Source organism: Labrys miyagiensis, assembly GCF_030160835.1.
Taxonomy (GTDB): domain Bacteria; phylum Pseudomonadota; class Alphaproteobacteria; order Rhizobiales; family Labraceae; genus Labrys; species Labrys miyagiensis.
The window spans coordinates 20,049-38,337 of sequence record NZ_BSPC01000011.1 but is presented as its reverse complement, the minus strand read 5'-3'; the positions used below and the strand labels follow the sequence as shown (position 1 = coordinate 38,337).

Sequence of the window (18,289 nt, the reverse complement as noted above, 5' to 3'; positions counted from 1 at the left end):
GGCGATGGCGCTTGGCCCGTGGTGGTGCATCGTTCCATCACCCGTCCACGACAGCAAACGCATCGATCTCAATCAGGTAGTCTGGGTGGGACAGGGCCTGAACTCCCAACACGACATCGGCTGTCTTGTGATCCCCGAAGAACGCCACTCGAGCTTCTTCCAGTATCGGCAAGTCCTCGCGCTTGTAGTTGGCGACATAGAATGTGATCTTGGCGACCTGGTTCTTGCGGGCTCCCGCCGCCGAGAGCGCCTGGCCGATGTTGTCGAAGACCTGGCGGGTTTGAGCGGCTAAGTCACCTCGCCCAACGGGATCGCCATTTATGTCTTCCGGTTCCTGACCAGAAACAAATACCAGCTTTGTACCCGTCGCGACGACGACTTGAGCGTAGTTCTTCGGGAGCGGAAGAGTCCCGGGGTTGATGCTTTCGATCGTCATTCGTCTTGGTCTCCGGTCATTCAACGCCTCCCAGACAACGTCGCTCAGTGGGCACAGCACCCCCCAAGAAGGGAAAGCGGGACGATGGTGTCCCGCTTTCAAGGCTGCCGCGCCAGGGGACTATTGCGCGGCGATACGGTCGAGAACCTTGCCTTCCATGTCTTCGAAGCCGGCCGGGATCGGCGGGAACCACTTGACCTTGGCGATCACGTCCGGCGGGAAGAACTGCTTGAAGGCCTTGCGCAGGGCTGGATTGACGAGGTCGTCGGCGCCCTTGGAGGCCGAGAAGCTGCCCGAGGCCTCGGTGATGGCGGCAGCGTTCTCCGGCTTCATCACGAAGTTGATCCACTTGTAGGCAGCATCGTCCGCCTTGCCCTTGGCGGGCAGCGCGAAGGTGTCGATCCAGCCGAGCGCGCCCGTGTCAGGCGCCACGAAGACGAAGTCAGGGTTCTCGGCATTGAGCTTGAATCCGGTGGAATCCCAGGATTCGGAGGCGACCACCTCGCCCGAGCGCAGCATGTTGAGAAGATCGTCCGAGCCCGACCAATAGGCCTTCACATTGGCCTTGCAATCGGCAAGCTTCTTGCCGGCTTTGTCGATGATCTCCTGATACTTGGCCTTGTCGCCATAGGCGGCGAAGGGATCATCGCCCGCAGCAAAGGCCATGCCGAGCAACGGGATGCGCTTCAGGCGCATCGAGACCTTGCCTTTGTGGGCGTCGGTGCAGAGGTCTCCCCAGCCCTTCACGTCGGACGCCTGCTTGCTGTTCACGACGATACCGGCCGTGCCCCACAGATGCGAGATGCCATAGACCTTGCCGTCGGCGGTGGTGACCTTCTTGGAGGCCTCCAGCAAATCCGGGATGAAGAGGCTGGTGTCGATCTTGCTGAGATCGAGCGGCTTGTAGATGCCGTATTCCTCCTGTGGGCCGGTGATACGGTCGGCGCTGGGCTGGGCCAGGTCGAAACCGGCGCCGCCGGTGGCGCGGAGCTTGGAAATGATGTCCTCGTTGTTGGACACCGTCACCTCGACGGTGATGCCGGTTTCCTGCTCGAACTTCTTGACGATCGCGTCGGGGGCATAGCCGCCCCAGGTCAGAAGGCGCAGGGTTTCGGCCGCCGCGGGGGTCGCGAATGCGATCACCGCCGTGGTGGCTAAGGCTGCAAGGAGTGTCTTGATGCTGGTCACGTGCCCTCTCCGGTTTTTGTTCTGCTGGAGGAACTGGTCGAACCAGCCATGGCAGCCGTCGGAGCGAGGGTCGGACCTCGGCCCGGCACCGGCAGCAATAGGCGGCCCAGCTACTCGAGCATTACGCTAGGTCCCGATTGGTCTGCCGGGCAGGTCCATTCTGGAGAAATAGGAAGACCACTTCGGGGGAACAGCCCACCCTATGTCACGCGGATGACAGTTCCGCGAAGGTCTGGGCTAGGCTCTTCGCGCCCGCCTCGATCTTGGCGGCGTTGATGCCGCCGAAGCCGAGCACCAAGCCTTCGCGCGCGATGGGCTCGATGCAGAAACGCTCGATCGCGGCGACGGTGAGGTTGCGCCGGGCCGCAGCGGCCGAGACGGCGGTGCCGCTCAGCCCTCCCTTCAGCCAGGCGACGGTGTGGAGCCCGGTATTGGTCGGCACGATCTCCAGCCAGGGCGTCAGGTGCCTGGCGCCGGCCTCCAGCAGGGCCTCGCAGCGCTCCGCGTAGAGCTTGCGCATGCGCCGGACATGGGCGGCGAAATGGCCCTCACCGATGAAATCGGAGACATGGTCCTGCAGCGAGGTCGGCACGCCGGGCGAGAAGGCTTCCAGGCTGGTCTCGAAGATGCGCACGAGGGCCGGCGGCGCCAGGATGAAGCCGAGTCGCAGGGCCGGGAACAAGGTCTTGGAGAAGGTGCCGACATAGATCACCCGGCCGGCGGCATCGACCCCCTTCAGCGTCGGCAGGGGCCGGCCATGGAAGAAGAATTCGCCGTCCCAGTCATCCTCGATCACCCAGCCCCCCGCCGCCGTGGCGGCCTGCAGCAGGGCAAAGCGCCTCTCCAGGCTCATCTTCGAGCCGAGAGGCTGCTGGTGCGAGGGCGTGACGAAGGCGAGCTTGAAGTCCGGCGAGCGGGCGAGGCCTTCGGCGACCACCAGGCCGTCATCGTCGACGGGCACGGGCACGATCTCGGCGCCATGCGCGAGGAAGCTGTTGCGGGCGCCGATGGTGCCGGGATTCTCGAACCAGATGCGGTCGCCGGGATCGACCAGCGTGCTGCCGATCAGGTCGAAGGCCTGCTGGGCGCCGGAGACGATGAAGATCTCATCCGCGCTGCAGGTGATGCCACGATTGGCACGCAGATGCGCGGCGATGGCATTGCGCAGCGGGCGGTGGCCATGCGGCTCGGGATAGCCGAGCACCTGATGGCGCTGGCTGCGCCAGTGGCGGGCCGCGATGCGCGACCATTGCGCCATCGGGAAGGCGTCGAAGGCTGGCATGGCCGTGGTGAAGGCGCGCGGCTCATGCGGCAGGCGGTGCACGAAATGATGGGAGGCAGCCGAGAGCAGCCGGGCGAGTGGCGCGCTCTGCACCGGCCTGGCCTGTTCGAGGCTGTGCGTGGCTGGCCTGTCGGTCTGGACGGCCTCGCTGACGAAGGTGCCGGCGCCAGTCCGCGATTCCACCAATCCCTCTGCCGTGAGCTGCTCGAAACTGCCGATCACCGTCATGCGGGCGATGCCGAGTTCCTTGGCGAGGATACGCGAGGCCGGCAGCCTTTCACCGGCAGCAAGCCCGCCGCCCAGGATGAGGTCGCGCAGCGCCGTGGTGAGCTGGATGCCGATGGTGCGCGAGGAGGCATGGTCGATGGTGATCGACTGCAGGAGCGCTCCGCCCGCCCGTTTGACCATGTGTTCCTCCCTTTCCTGTTGGACTTTGAATTCGGGTCGAGAAAGGCAGGCACCTATCCGCCCGTCATTCCGGCCGAAGCGCCGGAATCCATGAACACCATCCTGCGAAGTTCATGTTCTTGGATTCCGGGTCTCCACTCACAAGCTCCGCTTGTGAGGACACGGTCGCCCGGAATGACGGCGCTTCCCTAACTCGATTGAGCCAGTGGCCTGCCTGTTGGTTCAAAATGGACCTTAGAGGCAGACCAATTAGAAGGAAATATCCGTTGCCATAAGTTCGCACTTTCCCTCCGACGCGAACGCTATCGATATCAATGAGCAATTCGATGAAGATCACGCGGCTGGAAACCTTCTCCAACCAACATGTCGGCTTCGTCCGCGCCACGGCCGAAGATGGCCGGGAAGGCTGGGGCCAGGTCTCGCCCTACAATGCCGACATCACCTGCGAGGTCTTCCATCGCCAGGTAGCGCGCTGGGCCATCGGCGGCGATGCCGACGACATCGCCGGGCTGGTGCAGCTCATTCCCGAGCGCGAGCACAAATTCCCCTGCTCCTATCTCTTCCGCGCCCTCACTGGCCTCGACACCGCTCTGTGGGACATGCGCGGCAAGCGCGCCGGCAGGAGTGTGTGCGAATTGCTGGGCGGTACGCTCCGCCCCTTCCCCGTCTATGCCTCCAGCATGAAGCGTGGCGAGATCACGCCGGAGGACGAGGCCGAGCGCCTCAAGCGCCTGCAGGGCGAATTCGGCTTCACCGCCTTCAAGTTCCGCGTCGGCAAGGAATGCGGTCATGACGAGGACGAATGGCCCGGCCGCACCGACACCATCGTGCCGACGGTGCGCAAGGCCCTGGGCGAGGAGGCGCGGCTGCTGGTGGATGGCAACAGCGCCTATTCGCCCGGCAAGGCCATCGAGGTCGGCCATATGCTCCAGGACCACGGCGTCATCCATTTCGAGGAGCCCTGCCCCTATTGGGAGCATGACTGGACCAAGGAGGTGAGTGAGGCGCTCTCCCTCGATGTCACCGGCGGCGAGCAGGATTGCGACCTGACGATCTGGACCTATGCCATGCGCAACCGCATCGTCGACGTGGCCCAGCCGGACATCTGCTATATCGGCGGCGTCGAGCGCATGCTGAAGGTTGCCGCGCTGGCCAGGGCGGCGGGCCTGCCGGTGACACCGCATTCGGCCAACCAGTCGATGCTGACGGCCTATACGCTGCACGTCATGGGCGCGCTGGAGAATGCGGGACCCTATGTCGAATATTCGATCGAGGGCCCGGATTATTATCCCTGGGAGGTCGGTCTCCTCACCAATCCGCTGCATGTGGAGGACGGCAAGGTGCAAATCCCGCAAGGGCCGGGCTGGGGCATCGATGTCAATCCGGACTGGCTCGCCAAGGCCCGTTACCAGGCGACGGAGTTGGCGGCATGAGCGCCTCCCTCGACGCGCTGGTGCAGGAAGCCCTGACGACGGGCCGCATCGCCGGCCTGCCCGGCGGCCATTTCGTCGACGGGCGTTTCCAGCCCTCGCACTCCGGCGCGCGTATGGACAGCTTCGATCCCGGCCGGGGCACCGCCTTTGCGAGCTTTGCCGCCGGCGATACCGCCGATGTCGACGCGGCCGTCGAGGCCGGGCGGCGGGCGCTGAAAGGGCGCTGGCGCGATCTCAAGCCGGCCGAGCGCGGGCGCATCCTGCAGCGTGCGGCGGCGCTGATCGGCGAGAATGCGGAGCGCCTTGCCGTCGTCGAAAGCCTCGATTCCGGCAAGAAACTCGTCGAGGCGCTGGGCGACGTGCGCGGCGCCGCGCGGACCTTCGAATATTACGCCGGCGCCTGCGACAAGCTGCATGGTGATACCATGCCGCTCGGGCGCGACCATTTCGGCATGACGGTGCATGAGCCGGTGGGCGTCACCGCCCATATCATCCCCTGGAACTATCCGATCTCCACCACCGCCCGTGGCCTCGCCCCGGCCCTCGCCGCCGGCTGCGCCGTGGTGGCCAAGCCAGCCGAGCAGACACCCTTCACGGCCCTGATGCTGGCGGACATCCTGCACCAGGCCGGTCTGCCGGATGGCGTATGCAATGTGGTGACGGGTACGGGCCGCGAGGCCGGCGCGCCGCTGGTCAGCCATACCGGCATCGATCAGATCACCTTCACTGGTTCGGTCGCCACCGGCATCGGCGTGATGCAGGCGGCCGCGCCGAATGTGACGCAGCTTGTCCTGGAACTCGGCGGCAAATCGCCTGTCGTGGTCTTCGCTGACTGCAATATCGAGGCGGCGCTATCAGGCATGATGGAAGCGATCTACGAGAATGCCGGCCAGATCTGCTCGGCCGGTTCGCGCCTGGTGATCGAGAAGAGCCTCAGCGAGACGTTCCTCGCCCACCTCACCGAACGCGTGTGCGCCCTCACGCTCGGCCACGGCCTGACCAATCCCGGCATGGGGCCGGTCAACTCGGCGGCGCAACTCGCCAAGATCGAGGGCATGGTGGCGTCGGCCGTCGAGCGCGGCGCCAAACTGCACACCGGCGGAGCCAGGGCCGAAGGTGGCGCGCTTGGCCAGGGATGGTTCTATCAACCCACCATCATCGAGCCCTCTTCGAGCAGCGACGCCATCGTGCAGGAGGAAGTCTTCGGGCCGGTGCTGACGGTGCAGCCCTTCGAGAGCGAGGAAGAAGCGCTGGCCCTTGCCAACGGCACCAGCTACGGCCTTGTCGCCGGCATCTACACCGCCGATTTCGGCCGTGCCCATCGCCTCGCCCGCGACATCGACGCCGGCCAGGTCTTCATCAACGAATATTTCGCCGGCGGCATCGAAATGCCCTTCGGCGGCAACCGCAAATCTGGCTTCGGGCGGGAGAAGGGCCTGGACGGGCTGAAGAACTATACGCGGGTGAAGAGCATCGCGGCGCGGATTTCGGGATAGTGGCGACCCCACTCAGTGGCATGGTGGTCATGCTAGCTTCCTATCGAGATGAACTTCTTTAGCAAGGCCTTCCTGCTCCACTCGATAGTTCCGCAACTGATGTCTGCCCTGCGAGACGGGCCGACAGCAAATCTTCTTCAGATTGCGGTCCTGCTACCGCACCGCAAGCGTGCTACCAACCTCCTGAGAGATTCCGGGCTCAATAAGCTATCGGCTGAGGAACTGCCGCTGGTGAAGAGCATCGCGGCGGGATTTCAGCTGATTGCGCTTCCTTTGAGATGGATATACATTGTGTATCACTCTTGGAGGGTCATGACATGGAAGTCGTCGTGTCGAAATGGGGCAATTCCCTGGGCCTCAGGCTGCCGCGAGCACTTGTTCAGCAAATCGGCATCAGCGAAGGGCAAACAGTCAGCGTCGTCGCCGAAGGCAACAGGCTCATCGTTGAAGGGGCCACGCCCAGCTATCGATTGGAGGATCTGCTCGTCAATGTGACGCCCGAGGCCATGGGTGCCGCGTTTGAGTGGGGTGTGGATGTAGGAGGAGAGATCGTGGATGACTAATGTCACCTACACGCCCGATGAGGGCGATCTCATCTGGACCGACTTCGATCCAAGGACGGGCCGGGAACTAGGCGAACGAAGGCCAGCCCTTGTGCTGTCTCCCATGGCGTTCAGCCGGGCATCGGGGTTCGCCATCGTTTGTCCGATCACCAGCACGATCCGGAATTTCGGGACCAGCGTCATTCTCCCGCCAGGCCTCGCCGTGTCCGGCGAAATCCTGACAGGCCACGTGCGAAGCATCGATACCACCGCCCGACCCATCCGCTACGCTGGAGGGAGCGTGCCGGCTGCCACATTGGCGGACGTGCGGGCAAAACTCGCCGCGTTGTGCGGAATGTAGCGAACGCTGATGTCACATCGGCTGCGACCTAGGCCGCTCCATCTATCAAGGTCCATCGCAAACTCGCGCCTTGTATAGCGTAACGATACACGATACAATAATGCATGATTGTCAGTTTCCGACACAAAGGCCTCGAAGCTCTTTATCGGACGGATTCCACTAGAGGCGTCCAAGCCGCTCACGCCAACAAGCTCAGGCGCATATTAGGCTCTCTGGATGTGGCTGTGGAACCTGCCGATATGGATGTGCCAGGCTTCAAATTGCATTCCCTGAAGGGTGATTTGAGGGGACACTGGTCGGTCTGGGTGAACGGCAATTGGCGGGTCACATTTCGATTTGTCGGTGCCGATGTCGAATTGGTCGACTATCAAGATTATCATTGAAAGGAGTTGCATGGTGATGATGATGAACCCTCCTCATCCCGGCGAGCTTTTGCGGGAAGATGTGCTTGCTCCGCTCGAAATTTCGGTGACGGAGACGGCCAGCCGCCTCGGCATATCAAGAGTGGCTCTGTCCCGCGTTCTGCATGGTCGCGCGGCGATCAGCCCGGATCTCGCCATCCGACTTGAAATGGCTGGCGTCAGCACGGCCCGGGCCTGGTTGGCCATGCAAACGAGCTTTGACCTGGCGCAGGCCAGGAAGAACACCAAGCCCACAGTGCGCCGGCTGCAGAACGCCGCGTAACCCTATCGCAGCCCATCCTCGCCCTTGATCTCGCTCTTCGCCAGCCCCCCGACACGCGGCAGCGGGCGGCCGCTGTCGGTGACGACGATCGCCACCAGGATCTCGTTGGCGCGGGGCGCGTCGGGCACGCGCACTTCCATGGCGTCGAAATGGCTGCGCACGAAGGCCGCATCCTTGTGGCCGAGCGGCACATCGAGCACGCCGCCGAGGCCGCAGCGCTTCTTGGCCGAGGGGATCAGCGCCGCGCCCTTGCCCAGGGCCTTGCGCACCGGCGCACCCATCCTGGGATGCAGGATGGCGGCGGCATGCTCCAGCTCGCCATTCTCGCCCACGGCCGCAGCCTTGCCGTAGCTTTCGGCCGCCGGACCCTCGATGCCCAACGCCGCTACCGCGCGCCTGGTGAGCAGGTCGCCGAGTTCCTCGCCGATCTCCATCAGCGGCGTGAGATCCTCGACATAGCGCCCGGCGAAGGGGTTCTCGATCACCGCGACGGCAGCAGCGCGGCGGGTGGGCGGATCGACGGGTCGGTCCATCTCGGTGCGGACTTCCTCGAGGAGGGTGACGAGCTTGCGGATCTTGGCGGGCATGATGATACCTCCTGGGGGCTGGTCTTCAGACCAGCCTGAATACGTGGCGGTTGCTGAGAAGAAGAGCCGGGTCTGAAGACCCACCCCCCGGTTACCTCAACCCATCCAGCCCCTTCACGTCCCCGGCCGCCAAGCCGCCCACACGGGCGTGGATGCGCGGGCCGGTGGTCATCACCAGGACGAGGGCGATCTCGTCGGCCTTGGGGGCGTCGGACAGGCCGACTTCCATGGCGTCGAAATGGCTGCGCACATAGGAGGCGTTGACATGGGTGATGGGCACGTCGAGCCGCGTGCCCGGTGCGCCGAGCTTCTTGGTGGAGGGCACGATCGCCTTGGCGTCACCCAGGATCTCGCGCATGGCATAGCCACCCGGCACGTGCCAGAGCGCGCCATGTTCGAGCTCGCCGGCCGCGCCGACGATGGCGCCCTTGCCATAGCCCTCGACGCTGGCTGGATCGCCACCCAGCGCCGCCAGCAGCGCCTTCGCCATCTCGAGCCCCAGCGGCTTGAGATCGTCCATGAAGGAGGCGATTTCCTCGACATAGCGGCCGGCGAAGGGGTTGCGGATTACCGAGATGGCGGCTCCGCGCTTCAGCGGCACGGGGCTGGCCGGGCCGCCCTCGTGGAAGATCTCCTCGACGATGATGGCGCGCTTGCGCAGAACGACTTCGGGCATCTCAGGCGGCTTCCGGTTGAATGAGGGCGTAAGAGGTTGGCACGAGGCGCGTGGCGCCGGCAAGGTGAAGGGCGGCGGCGGCGATCAAGCCTGCGTCGATGAGGTCTCGCGCCCGGATCTCCCCACCCTGCAGGGCAAGCGCGATCTCGCCGGGCGTGAGGACGCCGACCCCGCGCGTAACCAGGCGCTCCCCGAGATCGCTGTCGGGCTGCAGGGAGACGGCCGGGAGGCGGGTGACGGCGGTATGGCCAGGCAGGTCGACTGCATTGGCGATGATGGTGGCCGCCGCATCCGCCATGGCGGCGGAGGGCGCCAGCACCGTCACGGCATCGGCGATACCCAGGGAAAAGCTGCGCCCGCGCCAGCCCGAGGTGGCGATGCCCCCGACACCGTCGGCAGCGCGGATCTCGCTGCGGGCAAACAGGCTGGGCTGGTCCGGCCGATCCACCAGGCCGATGGCGAAGACCTCGCCTTCGGCCAGATGCAGGGCGATGTCGCCGCCATTGTTGACATAGGCGCGGCGCAGCGGCGCGGCGGCCAGCATGGCGGCGAGGATCTCATCGGCCACGGAACCCGCCACAGCCGCCATCGGCGTGATGAAATGCGCGGCGGCATGGGGGCTGACTGCGGCCTGCATGCGGCGCGCCACGATCCCCTCGGCCTCGGCACTGTCGGACCGCTGTTTCGCACGCAGCAGCGGCAGCTCGGCGCACAGCTCTTCCAGCAGCCCGTCGAAACGTCTTGCCGCCGTCCGATAGGCGTCCTGCACCGCGCCGACCTCGCCGAAGGCCTCGATGACGAGATCGATCGGCCCGTGCTGCAGATGCAGCCGGCGGCCATCGGCGAGGATGGCGGCTTGGGGGCTCATCCGTGCGACCGCTTCGCATCATGCGGCGTCAGCGGCCAGGGATTGTCGTCGCGGTGGCGTACGCCTTTGCCTTCGGTGATCTCGGACAGCGGCCTGACATGACCGACATGACCGCCCATCGCCTCGTAATCGTCGAGGCGCAGCGTGAACTCGATCGGCGCCACCAGGGCCGGCGTCGGCACATAGCCGAAGGCGTTTTCCGGCAGCCGCGTCACGTCGACCATGAAGGTGATGCCACCACCCGGCCAGACATAGACGGGGGCGCCGCCGCAGGTGACATAAGTGAGGGCGTTCTTCACCGAGCGCGTCAGGCGCACAGGGTTCTCGGTGACGCCGGCGCGTAGCGAGCCGCCGGCCCCGCCGATGAACAGCACGGTTGCAAGGGCCGGCTCACAATTCTCGGCGATGCGCTCGACGGATTCCACCAAGACCTCCGGCAGGTCGCGCTTCACTGGCTTGAGCTCGTCGTCGAGCTCGTAATAGGCATGGTGCTCGCCGGTGGTGCTGACCATCAGCAGGCGTAGCCCAGGCCAGGCCACTTTCGAATCGAAGGGACCGAGGATGGTGAGGGGATCGTCGATATCCGTGCCGCCCCAGCCGGTGCCGGGCTGGGCGACCTGGAAATAGCGGCCGGGGGTCGAGCGCCGCCCTTTCATCTTGATTCCCGTATCGGGAATGCCGAGCAGCTTGCCGGCCTGGTGTTCGGAGAGCACGCCGGTGATATGATCGTCCACGACCACCACCTCGTCGGTCTTGCCCTCCCATTGCTTGGCGAAGATACCGATGGTGGCCGAGCCGCAGCCCACCCGCATGCGCTGCTCCATCTGGCCGTTGACGATCGGCGCCTTGCCCGCCTCGATGATGAGGGTGGCGCCATCATCGATGGTCAGTTCCACCGGCTTGCCGTTGCAGAGCTCCAGCAGGGCGTCGCAGGTGACGCGCCCTTCCTTCTTCGAGCCGCCGGTGAGGTGGTGCACGCCGCCGAGCGAGAGCATCTGAGAGCCATATTCGCCGGTGGTGACATGGCCCACCGCCTCGCCCTTCACGCGCACCGTGCTCTGTTCGGGGCCGATGAAGCGGTCGGTATCGATCTTCACCTTCACGCCGCAATAGGAAAAGATGCCCTCGGTGACGACCGTGACCATGTCGACGCCCTCGACCTCGGAGGACACGATGAAGGGCGCCGGCTTGTAGTCTGGATAGGTGGTGCCGGCACCGATGGCGGTGACGAATTTCTCCGAGCCCGCTACCAGCGAGCCGTCCCAGCTGCCGCCGCCGAAGGGCACGACCTCGCCACCTTCACCGACCGTGCGCTCCAGGAGAACGAGCGGATCGACACGCACCAGCACGCCATTGTCGTTGGCATAGCGATCACAGGCGCCGGCCATGCCGGGCTTGATGTAGCACATCACGGGGCAGGCATCGCAGCGGATCTTGTCGTCGACGCCGAGCTGAGGCTGAGGCACGGCGAACTCGCTATGGGCGGAGAACTCGCTGTAAGTGGTCATGCGCTGGCCCTCGACGGGAACGAGGCGTCCCGATTTCGTTTGTGTACTAACAATATTCGGCGGGTTAGCGCACAGTGTCAAGTATGGCTGCATGACGAAAAGGGCGGGACGCGAAGCCTCTCCCACGAAGCTTGGGGTATCGCGCACACTTTGTGTGCGCTGGGCACGACGAAGTCGTGACGGAGGGGGTGTGGCCAGGATAAGGCGCGGGAAAGGAGCCCTGGGTTAGCGGTTCCTCCGCCTCATTCTGTCCACACCCCCTCCGACCTCGCGCCGCGCCCCTCAAACTGGCGTCTCCTCCCCGCCCTTCTCGATCAGCGCCGTAACGTCCTGCAAGATCGTCGGCAGCGCAAAGCCGGCGGTGCAGGCGAGGTAGCGCGGCTCGAAACGCGGATTGAAGCGGGCCTTGAAGCCGCGCAGGGCGTCGAAATTCTGGATGTGGTCGCCGAAGCGGAACAGGAGCGGGGTGACGCGCTGCCAGGCCGGGCCGAGATTCTCGGTGGCGCGGGCGGGATTGGGCGTCAGGCCGAGATCGAAGCGCTGCACGCCGCGCGCCTTGGCGAGGCGCAGCAGGCGCAGCAGCATGAAATCGAGCGCGTTGGGCCCGAGATCCGGCAGATAACGCAGGATGTCGATGGCCCACTCCTCATTGTTGCCGCTCCGCATCACCACGGCAAAGCCGACGATCTCGCCGGCTCGGCGCAGGATGGCGCAGTCATTGGTGCGGATCCATTCGGGCGTGAAGCGGCCGATGACGAAATGCCCCTCGCTCTGCCCGGTGCCGGAGAGCCAGGCCTGCGAAACCCCGTCGAGCAGCGAGATGGTCGCGGCGGTCGCCCCCGCCGGCACGAGATCGATGCTGAGGGAGTGGATATCCGCCCAGCCGAACACGGCATTGGCGCCGCTGAAGGGTTCGTCCGGCAGGTTGGCGAGATCGAGCCAGGCGTGATCGCCGATCGGTGTCAGGATCAGGCCGGCCTCGAGATAGTTGGCGCGCATCTGCGGCGAGGCCGACAGCACCACGGGCCAGAGCCGCTCCTGCTCGGCCCGCTCGCCGAATACCCAGAGCAGGTCCTGCACGACCGCAGGGGCCCCCAGGGGGTCGCCAAGGGCGATGGAGGAGCCGCCCGAGCGTGCCACCACCATGGCGGCACGACCCAGGTCGCTGGCCAGTAGCATCTGGCCCGGCAGCAGAGCGAGGCGCGCTTCCGCCGAAGGAACGCGGGCCACCAGGGCGCTGAGATCGACGGCGCTGGCCGGCACCAGGCCGATGCCGCCCTTCCAGTAGACGGTGAGGAAGCTGATGGCGACGGCCGCCACCACGGCAAGACTCGTGGAACGCAGGAAGCGCGACATCTCATAGCCCTGGCCGAAGCGCAGCCAGAGGTCTGGCGTGTAGTCGACAAACCGGAAGGCGAAGAAACCGATCCACACCGTCACGGCCAGCATGGCGGCGATGGCGCCGAGCAGGAGCGGCGAATAGTCGACGCCGAAGAGCGTGGCGCTGCGCGGAAAAGCCGGCCGGCTGAGGGCGAGCACCAGGAGCGCGCAGCACAAGGTCAGCATGAAGCGCAAGTCTGCGCTGCGTAGCAGCGTCGCCACCGTACCGACGATCAGCACGATCATCGCCGCCCGCCAGGCCGACTCGATGCGGCGGATCAGCCCGCGGGCCAGGAAGAGCAGCGCCACGCCGGTCAGCGAGGCGACCAGATGCGAAAACTCCAGCACCGGCAGCGGCACGAAATCGGTGAGCAGGATCCGCCTTGCCTCGCTTGCCGGCACGGCGCCAGTGATCAGCAGGGCGCCGCCTGCCAGGAACATGGCGCCGGAGACCAGGATCGGCGCCAGCGGCTTCATGATGCCGGAGACCTGGTCCACCATCTTGCCGACGAAATGGCGGCGGCGCGCGAGTTCATAGGCGCCGAGAATGGCGAGCGCCAGGGCGAAGGGAATGAAGTAGTAGATGACGCGGAACAGGATGATGCGGCCGAGCAGGATCGGCTCGGGAATCTGCGGCAGCGCCACCAGCATGGTGGCCTCGAATGGGCCGAGGCCGCCGGGCGAATGGCTGAGCACGCCGAGGAAGGCGGCCAGCACGTAGATCACCATGAAGGTGAAGAAGGGAATGCCCGCCGCCTGCTCGGGCAGCAGCACATAGAGCGCACCGGCGCCGGCGCAGACGTCGAACACGCCCAGAGCGATCTGCATGGCGGTGACCTTGCCGCCCGGCAGCGGCATCGACCAGCCCTCGACCGCCACCACGCGCCTGCCGGTGGAGACATAGGAAACATAGCCGACGATGAGGCCGATCAGGATGAGACCGATCGCCATGTTGAAGATCGTCGGCAGATGATCCACCCCGGCCACGGATTGCGGCACCAGCAAGAGGCCGAGGGCCAGCACCGCCCCCATGCCCAGCCAAAAGGTGAGGGTGCAAACCAGCGTGAGCGCGGCGATCTGCGGCCCGGAGAGGCCGGCGCCGCCATAGACGCGGTAGCGCACCACGCCGGCGGTGAGCAGCGGCACGCCCAGCGTGTAACTGATGGCGTAGGAGGTGAAGGAGCCGATGGCGGCGGTGGAATAGGAGATGTCCTTGGCGCCGATCTGCTTCAGCGCCAGGCCGTCATAGCCGGTCAAGGCTAGGTAGGAGCAGGCGGTGAAGACGATGGAAAGCGCGATGGCGAGGGCCGGCGTCGCCGTGAAGCCCGCCACCACCTCATCCGGCTTGACGGTGCGCAGGAGCGAGGCGAGCACCACCAGGGCGCCGACGAACAAGGCGATCGAGAGGATCGGGCCGACATAGTTCCAGGGCACGCGGCGCAGGACTCGCCGGAGGGCGGACAGGCGGCCTCCTTCACGAGGCAGGACGAGCAATGTCGATGCCGGCTTGATCTCGTCCTTTTCCGCCGTCACGCATCGACTCCCGAACCACGGTCCTGCAACAGGCCTGCCTTATGCGCGCAGGAAGACCAAATTGTGAAGGGGTGCGCGGCGCGATTCGGCGTTGCGGTGGAGAATTCGGCCCTATTAGAGGCGCAGCTTCCTCGATCGGGCGCGCACCGAACGCGGAGTGGCGATCACCACTCCGCGTTTGGTGCGCCTTTGGCAAGCGTATGCAAAGCGCTCAGGATCCCGTTTGCCTATCGCGGTTGACGCAGAAGCCGTCGCTCAAGAAAGGCGCGCATGTCGCGGCGCCCATCGACAACGCAATAGATCACCACATCGGCCCCGATAACCCGGTAAATGATCCTGAAAGGCTTATAATGAGCCTCGCGATATTCGGAAATACCGAGACTGATGAGTTCCTTGGGAACATTGCCCCGTAGAGGCATGTGGCCGAGGCCGTGACAGGCATCATCGAGAGCCTGCATGACGCGTTCAGCGATCGTTATCGAGTCATGGCGCGCGATATAGCGATAAATATCCTCAATATCAGCCTCGGCCTCGTCGGCCATCACCACACGGTAGCGCATCGGGCATCACGCTTCGTTCTTGATACGCTCGCGGATACGTTGGAATGCTTCCGAAACGGGACGCACCTTGCCCTGTTCAACCTGCTGATTGGTCAGTGCCAGCACTTTCAGGAGCGCAAGCGTCTCCTGAGTCTCTTCGTACTGTGCGACGTCTTGCAACACCGCCTTTGCCTCACCATGAAGTGTAATGACAACGGGATCCGCGCCTTCGGAGAGACCACGGATTATCTCTGGAGCATGCGCTTTCAGATAACTGATTGGCTTCACACGGTCGGTGATCTTCATGGGCGCATCTCTCGGTGACCAAAATAAGGACCGAATGTAGTCCGAAAATGCAAAACCACAACACGTCGGTTTGGCCTTGCCGGCCGGACTCTACTCCCGACTGATCGTCCGCAAGCGGGAGAGCAGCGCCCGGATCTCCGCCTCCGGCAGCGTGGCGATGTCCCGGGCGAGCCGGTTGGCAAGCTCCGTCGCCTGGGGCGTGAGGCCGGCCGTGTCAACGACGACGCGGGGATCGGAGAGCGCGGCGAGGCGTTGCAGGTCCTCCGCCTCGTCCCAGATGATGTTGAAATGGGCAATGATGCGCTGGATCAGCAGCCAGGTCGGCCGCCCGCGCTTGCCATGCTCCAAAGCCGAGAGATAGGCGGGGGAGACGCCGAGCGCGCCCGCCATCTGCTTGAGGCTCTGGCCGCGGGCGGCGCGCAGGTCGCGCAGCTTGGCACCGAAGGGCGTCATGGCTGAGGGCCTTTGCGCAGGCGCCGCAGCCGAACATAGAGTGCGCCACTGCCGCCATGGCCCTGATGCGCCTCCTCGAAGCCGAGTACGAGGGGTCGGAGATCCGGCATGCGCAGCCATTGCGGCACGACGCGGCGCAGGACGCCGCGCTCATCGGCCGAGAACAGGCTCTCGCCACCCGTGCCGCCCTTGCCCGTGATCACCAGCACCATGGAATAGCCGCGCATCTGCGCGATGGCCAGAAAGCCGCGCAGGGCGCCATGCGCCTCGGCCTGGCGCATGCCATGCAGATCGATGCGGGCATCGATGGCGCGGGTGCCGCGCACCACCTGGCGGCGCTCATGCTTGTCAATCGGAGCGATCGGCGGCAGAGGAGGCGCCACCGGCTTGACCGGTTTCGGCGCGGCCGCCTTCGCCTTGGGTACCGGCTTGGCGGCAGGGCCGGCGGCCGGTTCCACCACCAGCTCCACCGGCTTCGGCACGGGCTTGCGGCGCCGACGCTTGAGCGGCGTCACCTCGCGGGTGACGAAGGCCCAAAGCTCGCTGTCCTCGGCAGTCAGCTCCTTGCGGCGGCGCGGGGTCACCTGGCGCTCCCCGGTTTGGAAGCCGCCTCTGGCTTGGGCCAGAGCACTGTGAATTCGCCGCCATGGCGCACCGCTCCGGCAATCGCTCCCGCCTTGTCGCCGGTGCCGAAGAAGATATCGGCCCGCGCCGCGCCGATGATGGCTGAACCGGTGTCCTGCGCGATCATCAATTTGCGGATCGTCTGCGGTTTCACCCCGCCTCCGATATCGGGAATGGCGGTGTCGATGAAGACCGGCAGGCCATAGGGCCAGATCTTGCGGTCGATGGCGATGGAGCGGAGCGGCGTAACCGGCAGGCCCTCGCCGCCGATGGGGCCGGCATCGGGGCCGAGAAAGGGTGCGATCTTGAAGAAGACGAAGGATTTGTTCTCCTGCATCACCTCGCGCGCCACCGACGGATCCTTGGCCAGAAAGGCCCTCAGGCTTGCCATGGTGATTTCGCGGGGCGGTACGTTGAGTCTCTGCGCCACGATCCGGCCGATGCCGGTATAGGGCTGGCCGTTCTTGCCGGAATAGGCGTAGCGCACGGTGCTGCCCGTGGGCAGGCGCAGCGTGCCGGAGCCCTGCACCTGCATGAAGAAGCGGTCGACCGGGTCGGCGATATAGCCGATCTCGAGCCCCTGCCCGTCCAGCGCGCCTTCCTCGATCGCCTTGCGGTCGGGGTAGATCTCCAGGCTGCCGTCGGGCTTGCGCCGGGCAGCCGCGTAGCCCTCGAAACCGGGCGGGACGGCGTTGAGGCCGAAGGCCACGAGGTCGGAAGGACGGTCGAGCAGCGGGGTTTGATACGGCCCCTCGCGCACCAGCGAGCCTGGGATCTCAGGCTCGTAATAGCCCGTATAGAAGGCTTTTCCGGCCACGGGGCCGCTGCCCTCCGGCGGGCGGATGCGCCAGGGGCTGAAATTGTCCTGGAAGAAGGCGCGAGCCGCCCTGGCATCCAGCTTTCCCAGTTTGAGCGCCTTCTGGCAGAGGGTGACGAGATCCGGCGGCGCAGGCACACCGTCATTGAGGGCGGGATTGTCCGACGTCTGGGACCGGCAGGAGGCGAGCCAGACCTGGAAGGCCTTGGCGTGATCGTCACCCCGCCATCCGGCGAGAGCGCGGAAGGAGACAGGTTCGGCCCGCACGCCCACAGGCAAGGGCGGCGGCACGGGGGCGGCAGCGGGCTTGCGTTCGGCCGCACCCGCCATGCCGGCGATCACGGCAAGCGCCGGAACGAGGCCCAAACTCCAGGAAATGCGCATGACATGGATACCGTCGCCCGCCCGCCTTGCTCCGACACCACCTATTCGCCGGTGGCGACCAGGCGCCAGTTGGGATCGCGGGTGCTGGTGTCGCGTGCGAAGGTCCAGGTGTCGGTGACGGTTTCCACCTTGTCGAGGCTGCCGTCGACGAGAGTGCCGGCCTTGTCCTTGGTGGCGCTGATCATCTGGGAGGCGAACCTCACTGTCACCTCGGCCATGCGGCCCTTGGCGACGGCCTGGGTGATATCGGCCTTGTCGATCGACACGAAGGTGGATTGCACGCTCTCGCCACGTGTCTCGCGCTCGCCGATATCCTGCGAGAAAGCCTCGAAATTCTCCCGCGAGAGCAGGCCCTTCAGCGTCTTGCGGTCGCCATTGTTGTAGGCGGTGACGATCATCTCATAAGCGGCCTTGGCGCCGGCCGAGAAGGTACGCGGCTGGAAGGTGGGATCGAGTGCTGCAATGGCGTCGAAGCCGGTAGCCAGCGCCGAGCCCGGCTCGGCGAAGCCTTCCCAGCGGAAAGTCGGCACCGGTGTCTCGTCAGGAATGCCCGCCTCGGCCTCGCGGGAAGGAAGCGTCACCACCTTCTCGTCGCGGGCCGGCGGTGGGGCGTCACGGCGCAGTCCCTCGAAGGGCGGCGGCTCCGCACCCGTCCGTTCGCCCAACACCGAGCGCAGCTTGAAGATCACGAAGACCGCAAGCCCGAGGAAAACGAGCGTGATGATATCGAAACTGCCCATCTGACCTTCAGCATCCAACCGATCGAACCAATGTTCGCAATATC

The 18,289-nt window shown here is 65.4% G+C and carries 20 protein-coding genes; 6 read left to right on the top strand and 14 right to left on the bottom strand.

Annotated elements, in window-relative coordinates:
- Nucleotides 1-37: 37 nt before the first annotated feature.
- The 3 genes from QQL24_RS06630 to pdxR form a co-directional block, all read right to left on the bottom strand.
- Nucleotides 38-436: a RidA family protein gene (locus QQL24_RS06630; protein WP_284311118.1), complete on the bottom strand. Its 399-nt coding sequence runs from the start codon at nucleotides 434-436 to the stop codon at nucleotides 38-40.
- A 120-nt stretch (nucleotides 437-556) separates the two neighbouring features.
- Nucleotides 557-1,624: an extracellular solute-binding protein gene (locus tag QQL24_RS06625; RefSeq protein WP_348536437.1), complete on the bottom strand. Its 1,068-nt coding sequence runs from the start codon at nucleotides 1,622-1,624 to the stop codon at nucleotides 557-559.
- Nucleotides 1,625-1,829: 205 nt separating this feature from the next.
- On the bottom strand, nucleotides 1,830-3,314 hold the full coding sequence (gene pdxR, locus QQL24_RS06620) for a MocR-like pyridoxine biosynthesis transcription factor PdxR (RefSeq protein ID WP_284311117.1): 1,485 nt from the start codon (nucleotides 3,312-3,314) through the stop codon (nucleotides 1,830-1,832).
- 326 nt (nucleotides 3,315-3,640) lie between these two features.
- Between pdxR and QQL24_RS06615 the strand changes: the two genes are divergently transcribed.
- From QQL24_RS06615 to QQL24_RS06590, 6 genes are all read left to right on the top strand, one after another.
- Complete coding sequence (locus QQL24_RS06615; RefSeq protein ID WP_284311116.1) at nucleotides 3,641-4,747, top strand: mandelate racemase/muconate lactonizing enzyme family protein; 1,107 nt, start codon at nucleotides 3,641-3,643, stop codon at nucleotides 4,745-4,747.
- Nucleotides 4,744-6,243: an aldehyde dehydrogenase family protein gene (locus QQL24_RS06610; protein ID WP_284311115.1), complete on the top strand. Its 1,500-nt coding sequence runs from the start codon at nucleotides 4,744-4,746 to the stop codon at nucleotides 6,241-6,243. Before QQL24_RS06615 ends, QQL24_RS06610 begins: the two co-directional genes overlap by 4 nt.
- 317 nt (nucleotides 6,244-6,560) lie before the next feature.
- Nucleotides 6,561-6,806, top strand: coding sequence for an AbrB/MazE/SpoVT family DNA-binding domain-containing protein (locus QQL24_RS06605; protein ID WP_284311114.1), 246 nt, complete (start codon nucleotides 6,561-6,563; stop codon nucleotides 6,804-6,806).
- Nucleotides 6,799-7,146: a type II toxin-antitoxin system PemK/MazF family toxin gene (locus QQL24_RS06600; RefSeq protein WP_284311113.1), complete on the top strand. Its 348-nt coding sequence runs from the start codon at nucleotides 6,799-6,801 to the stop codon at nucleotides 7,144-7,146. Before QQL24_RS06605 ends, QQL24_RS06600 begins: the two co-directional genes overlap by 8 nt.
- Nucleotides 7,147-7,250: 104 nt before the next feature.
- The gene (locus QQL24_RS06595; RefSeq protein ID WP_284311112.1) at nucleotides 7,251-7,529 is read left to right on the top strand and encodes a type II toxin-antitoxin system RelE/ParE family toxin; all 279 of its coding nucleotides are present in this window, start codon (nucleotides 7,251-7,253) and stop codon (nucleotides 7,527-7,529) included.
- A gap of 16 nt (nucleotides 7,530-7,545) precedes the next feature.
- Nucleotides 7,546-7,830, top strand: coding sequence for a HigA family addiction module antitoxin (locus tag QQL24_RS06590; protein ID WP_284311111.1), 285 nt, complete (start codon nucleotides 7,546-7,548; stop codon nucleotides 7,828-7,830).
- A gap of 2 nt (nucleotides 7,831-7,832) precedes the next feature.
- Here the strand turns inward: QQL24_RS06590 and QQL24_RS06585 are convergent, their stop codons facing one another.
- The 11 genes from QQL24_RS06585 to QQL24_RS06535 all read right to left on the bottom strand — a co-directional run bounded on the left by QQL24_RS06585 (nucleotide 7,833) and on the right by QQL24_RS06535 (nucleotide 18,245).
- Nucleotides 7,833-8,417 carry an amino acid synthesis family protein gene (locus QQL24_RS06585; protein WP_284311110.1) on the bottom strand — a complete coding sequence of 195 codons (585 nt, stop codon included), beginning with the start codon at nucleotides 8,415-8,417 and terminating at the stop codon, nucleotides 7,833-7,835.
- 91 nt (nucleotides 8,418-8,508) lie between these two features.
- A complete protein-coding gene (locus tag QQL24_RS06580; protein WP_284311109.1) occupies nucleotides 8,509-9,093 on the bottom strand; it encodes an amino acid synthesis family protein in 585 nt (194 codons plus the stop codon).
- Between the two features lies 1 nt (nucleotide 9,094).
- Nucleotides 9,095-9,961: a UPF0280 family protein gene (locus QQL24_RS06575; protein WP_284311108.1), complete on the bottom strand. Its 867-nt coding sequence runs from the start codon at nucleotides 9,959-9,961 to the stop codon at nucleotides 9,095-9,097.
- A complete protein-coding gene (locus QQL24_RS06570; protein ID WP_284311321.1) occupies nucleotides 9,958-11,370 on the bottom strand; it encodes a 6-hydroxynicotinate reductase in 1,413 nt (470 codons plus the stop codon). The genes QQL24_RS06575 and QQL24_RS06570 overlap by 4 nt, the downstream gene beginning before the upstream one ends.
- Nucleotides 11,371-11,751: 381 nt before the next feature.
- Nucleotides 11,752-14,382 carry a phosphatidylglycerol lysyltransferase domain-containing protein gene (locus tag QQL24_RS06565; protein WP_284311107.1) on the bottom strand — a complete coding sequence of 877 codons (2,631 nt, stop codon included), beginning with the start codon at nucleotides 14,380-14,382 and terminating at the stop codon, nucleotides 11,752-11,754.
- Between the two features lie 227 nt (nucleotides 14,383-14,609).
- Entirely contained in the window at nucleotides 14,610-14,942 is a 333-nt protein-coding gene (locus tag QQL24_RS06560; RefSeq protein WP_284311106.1) for a type II toxin-antitoxin system RelE/ParE family toxin, read from the bottom strand.
- 6 nt (nucleotides 14,943-14,948) lie between these two features.
- On the bottom strand, nucleotides 14,949-15,227 hold the full coding sequence (locus QQL24_RS06555) for a type II toxin-antitoxin system Phd/YefM family antitoxin (RefSeq protein WP_284311105.1): 279 nt from the start codon (nucleotides 15,225-15,227) through the stop codon (nucleotides 14,949-14,951).
- 90 nt (nucleotides 15,228-15,317) lie between these two features.
- Entirely contained in the window at nucleotides 15,318-15,680 is a 363-nt protein-coding gene (locus QQL24_RS06550) for a helix-turn-helix domain-containing protein (protein WP_284311104.1), read from the bottom strand.
- Nucleotides 15,677-16,264 carry a Smr/MutS family protein gene (locus QQL24_RS06545; protein WP_284311103.1) on the bottom strand — a complete coding sequence of 196 codons (588 nt, stop codon included), beginning with the start codon at nucleotides 16,262-16,264 and terminating at the stop codon, nucleotides 15,677-15,679. Before QQL24_RS06545 ends, QQL24_RS06550 begins: the two co-directional genes overlap by 4 nt.
- Nucleotides 16,261-17,505: a murein transglycosylase A gene (mltA, locus tag QQL24_RS06540; RefSeq protein WP_284311102.1), complete on the bottom strand. Its 1,245-nt coding sequence runs from the start codon at nucleotides 17,503-17,505 to the stop codon at nucleotides 16,261-16,263. Before mltA ends, QQL24_RS06545 begins: the two co-directional genes overlap by 4 nt.
- Nucleotides 17,506-17,546: 41 nt before the next feature.
- Nucleotides 17,547-18,245, bottom strand: a complete 699-nt coding sequence (locus QQL24_RS06535) for a Tim44/TimA family putative adaptor protein (protein ID WP_284311101.1) — start codon at nucleotides 18,243-18,245, stop codon at nucleotides 17,547-17,549.
- Between the last annotated feature and the right edge of the window lie 44 nt (nucleotides 18,246-18,289).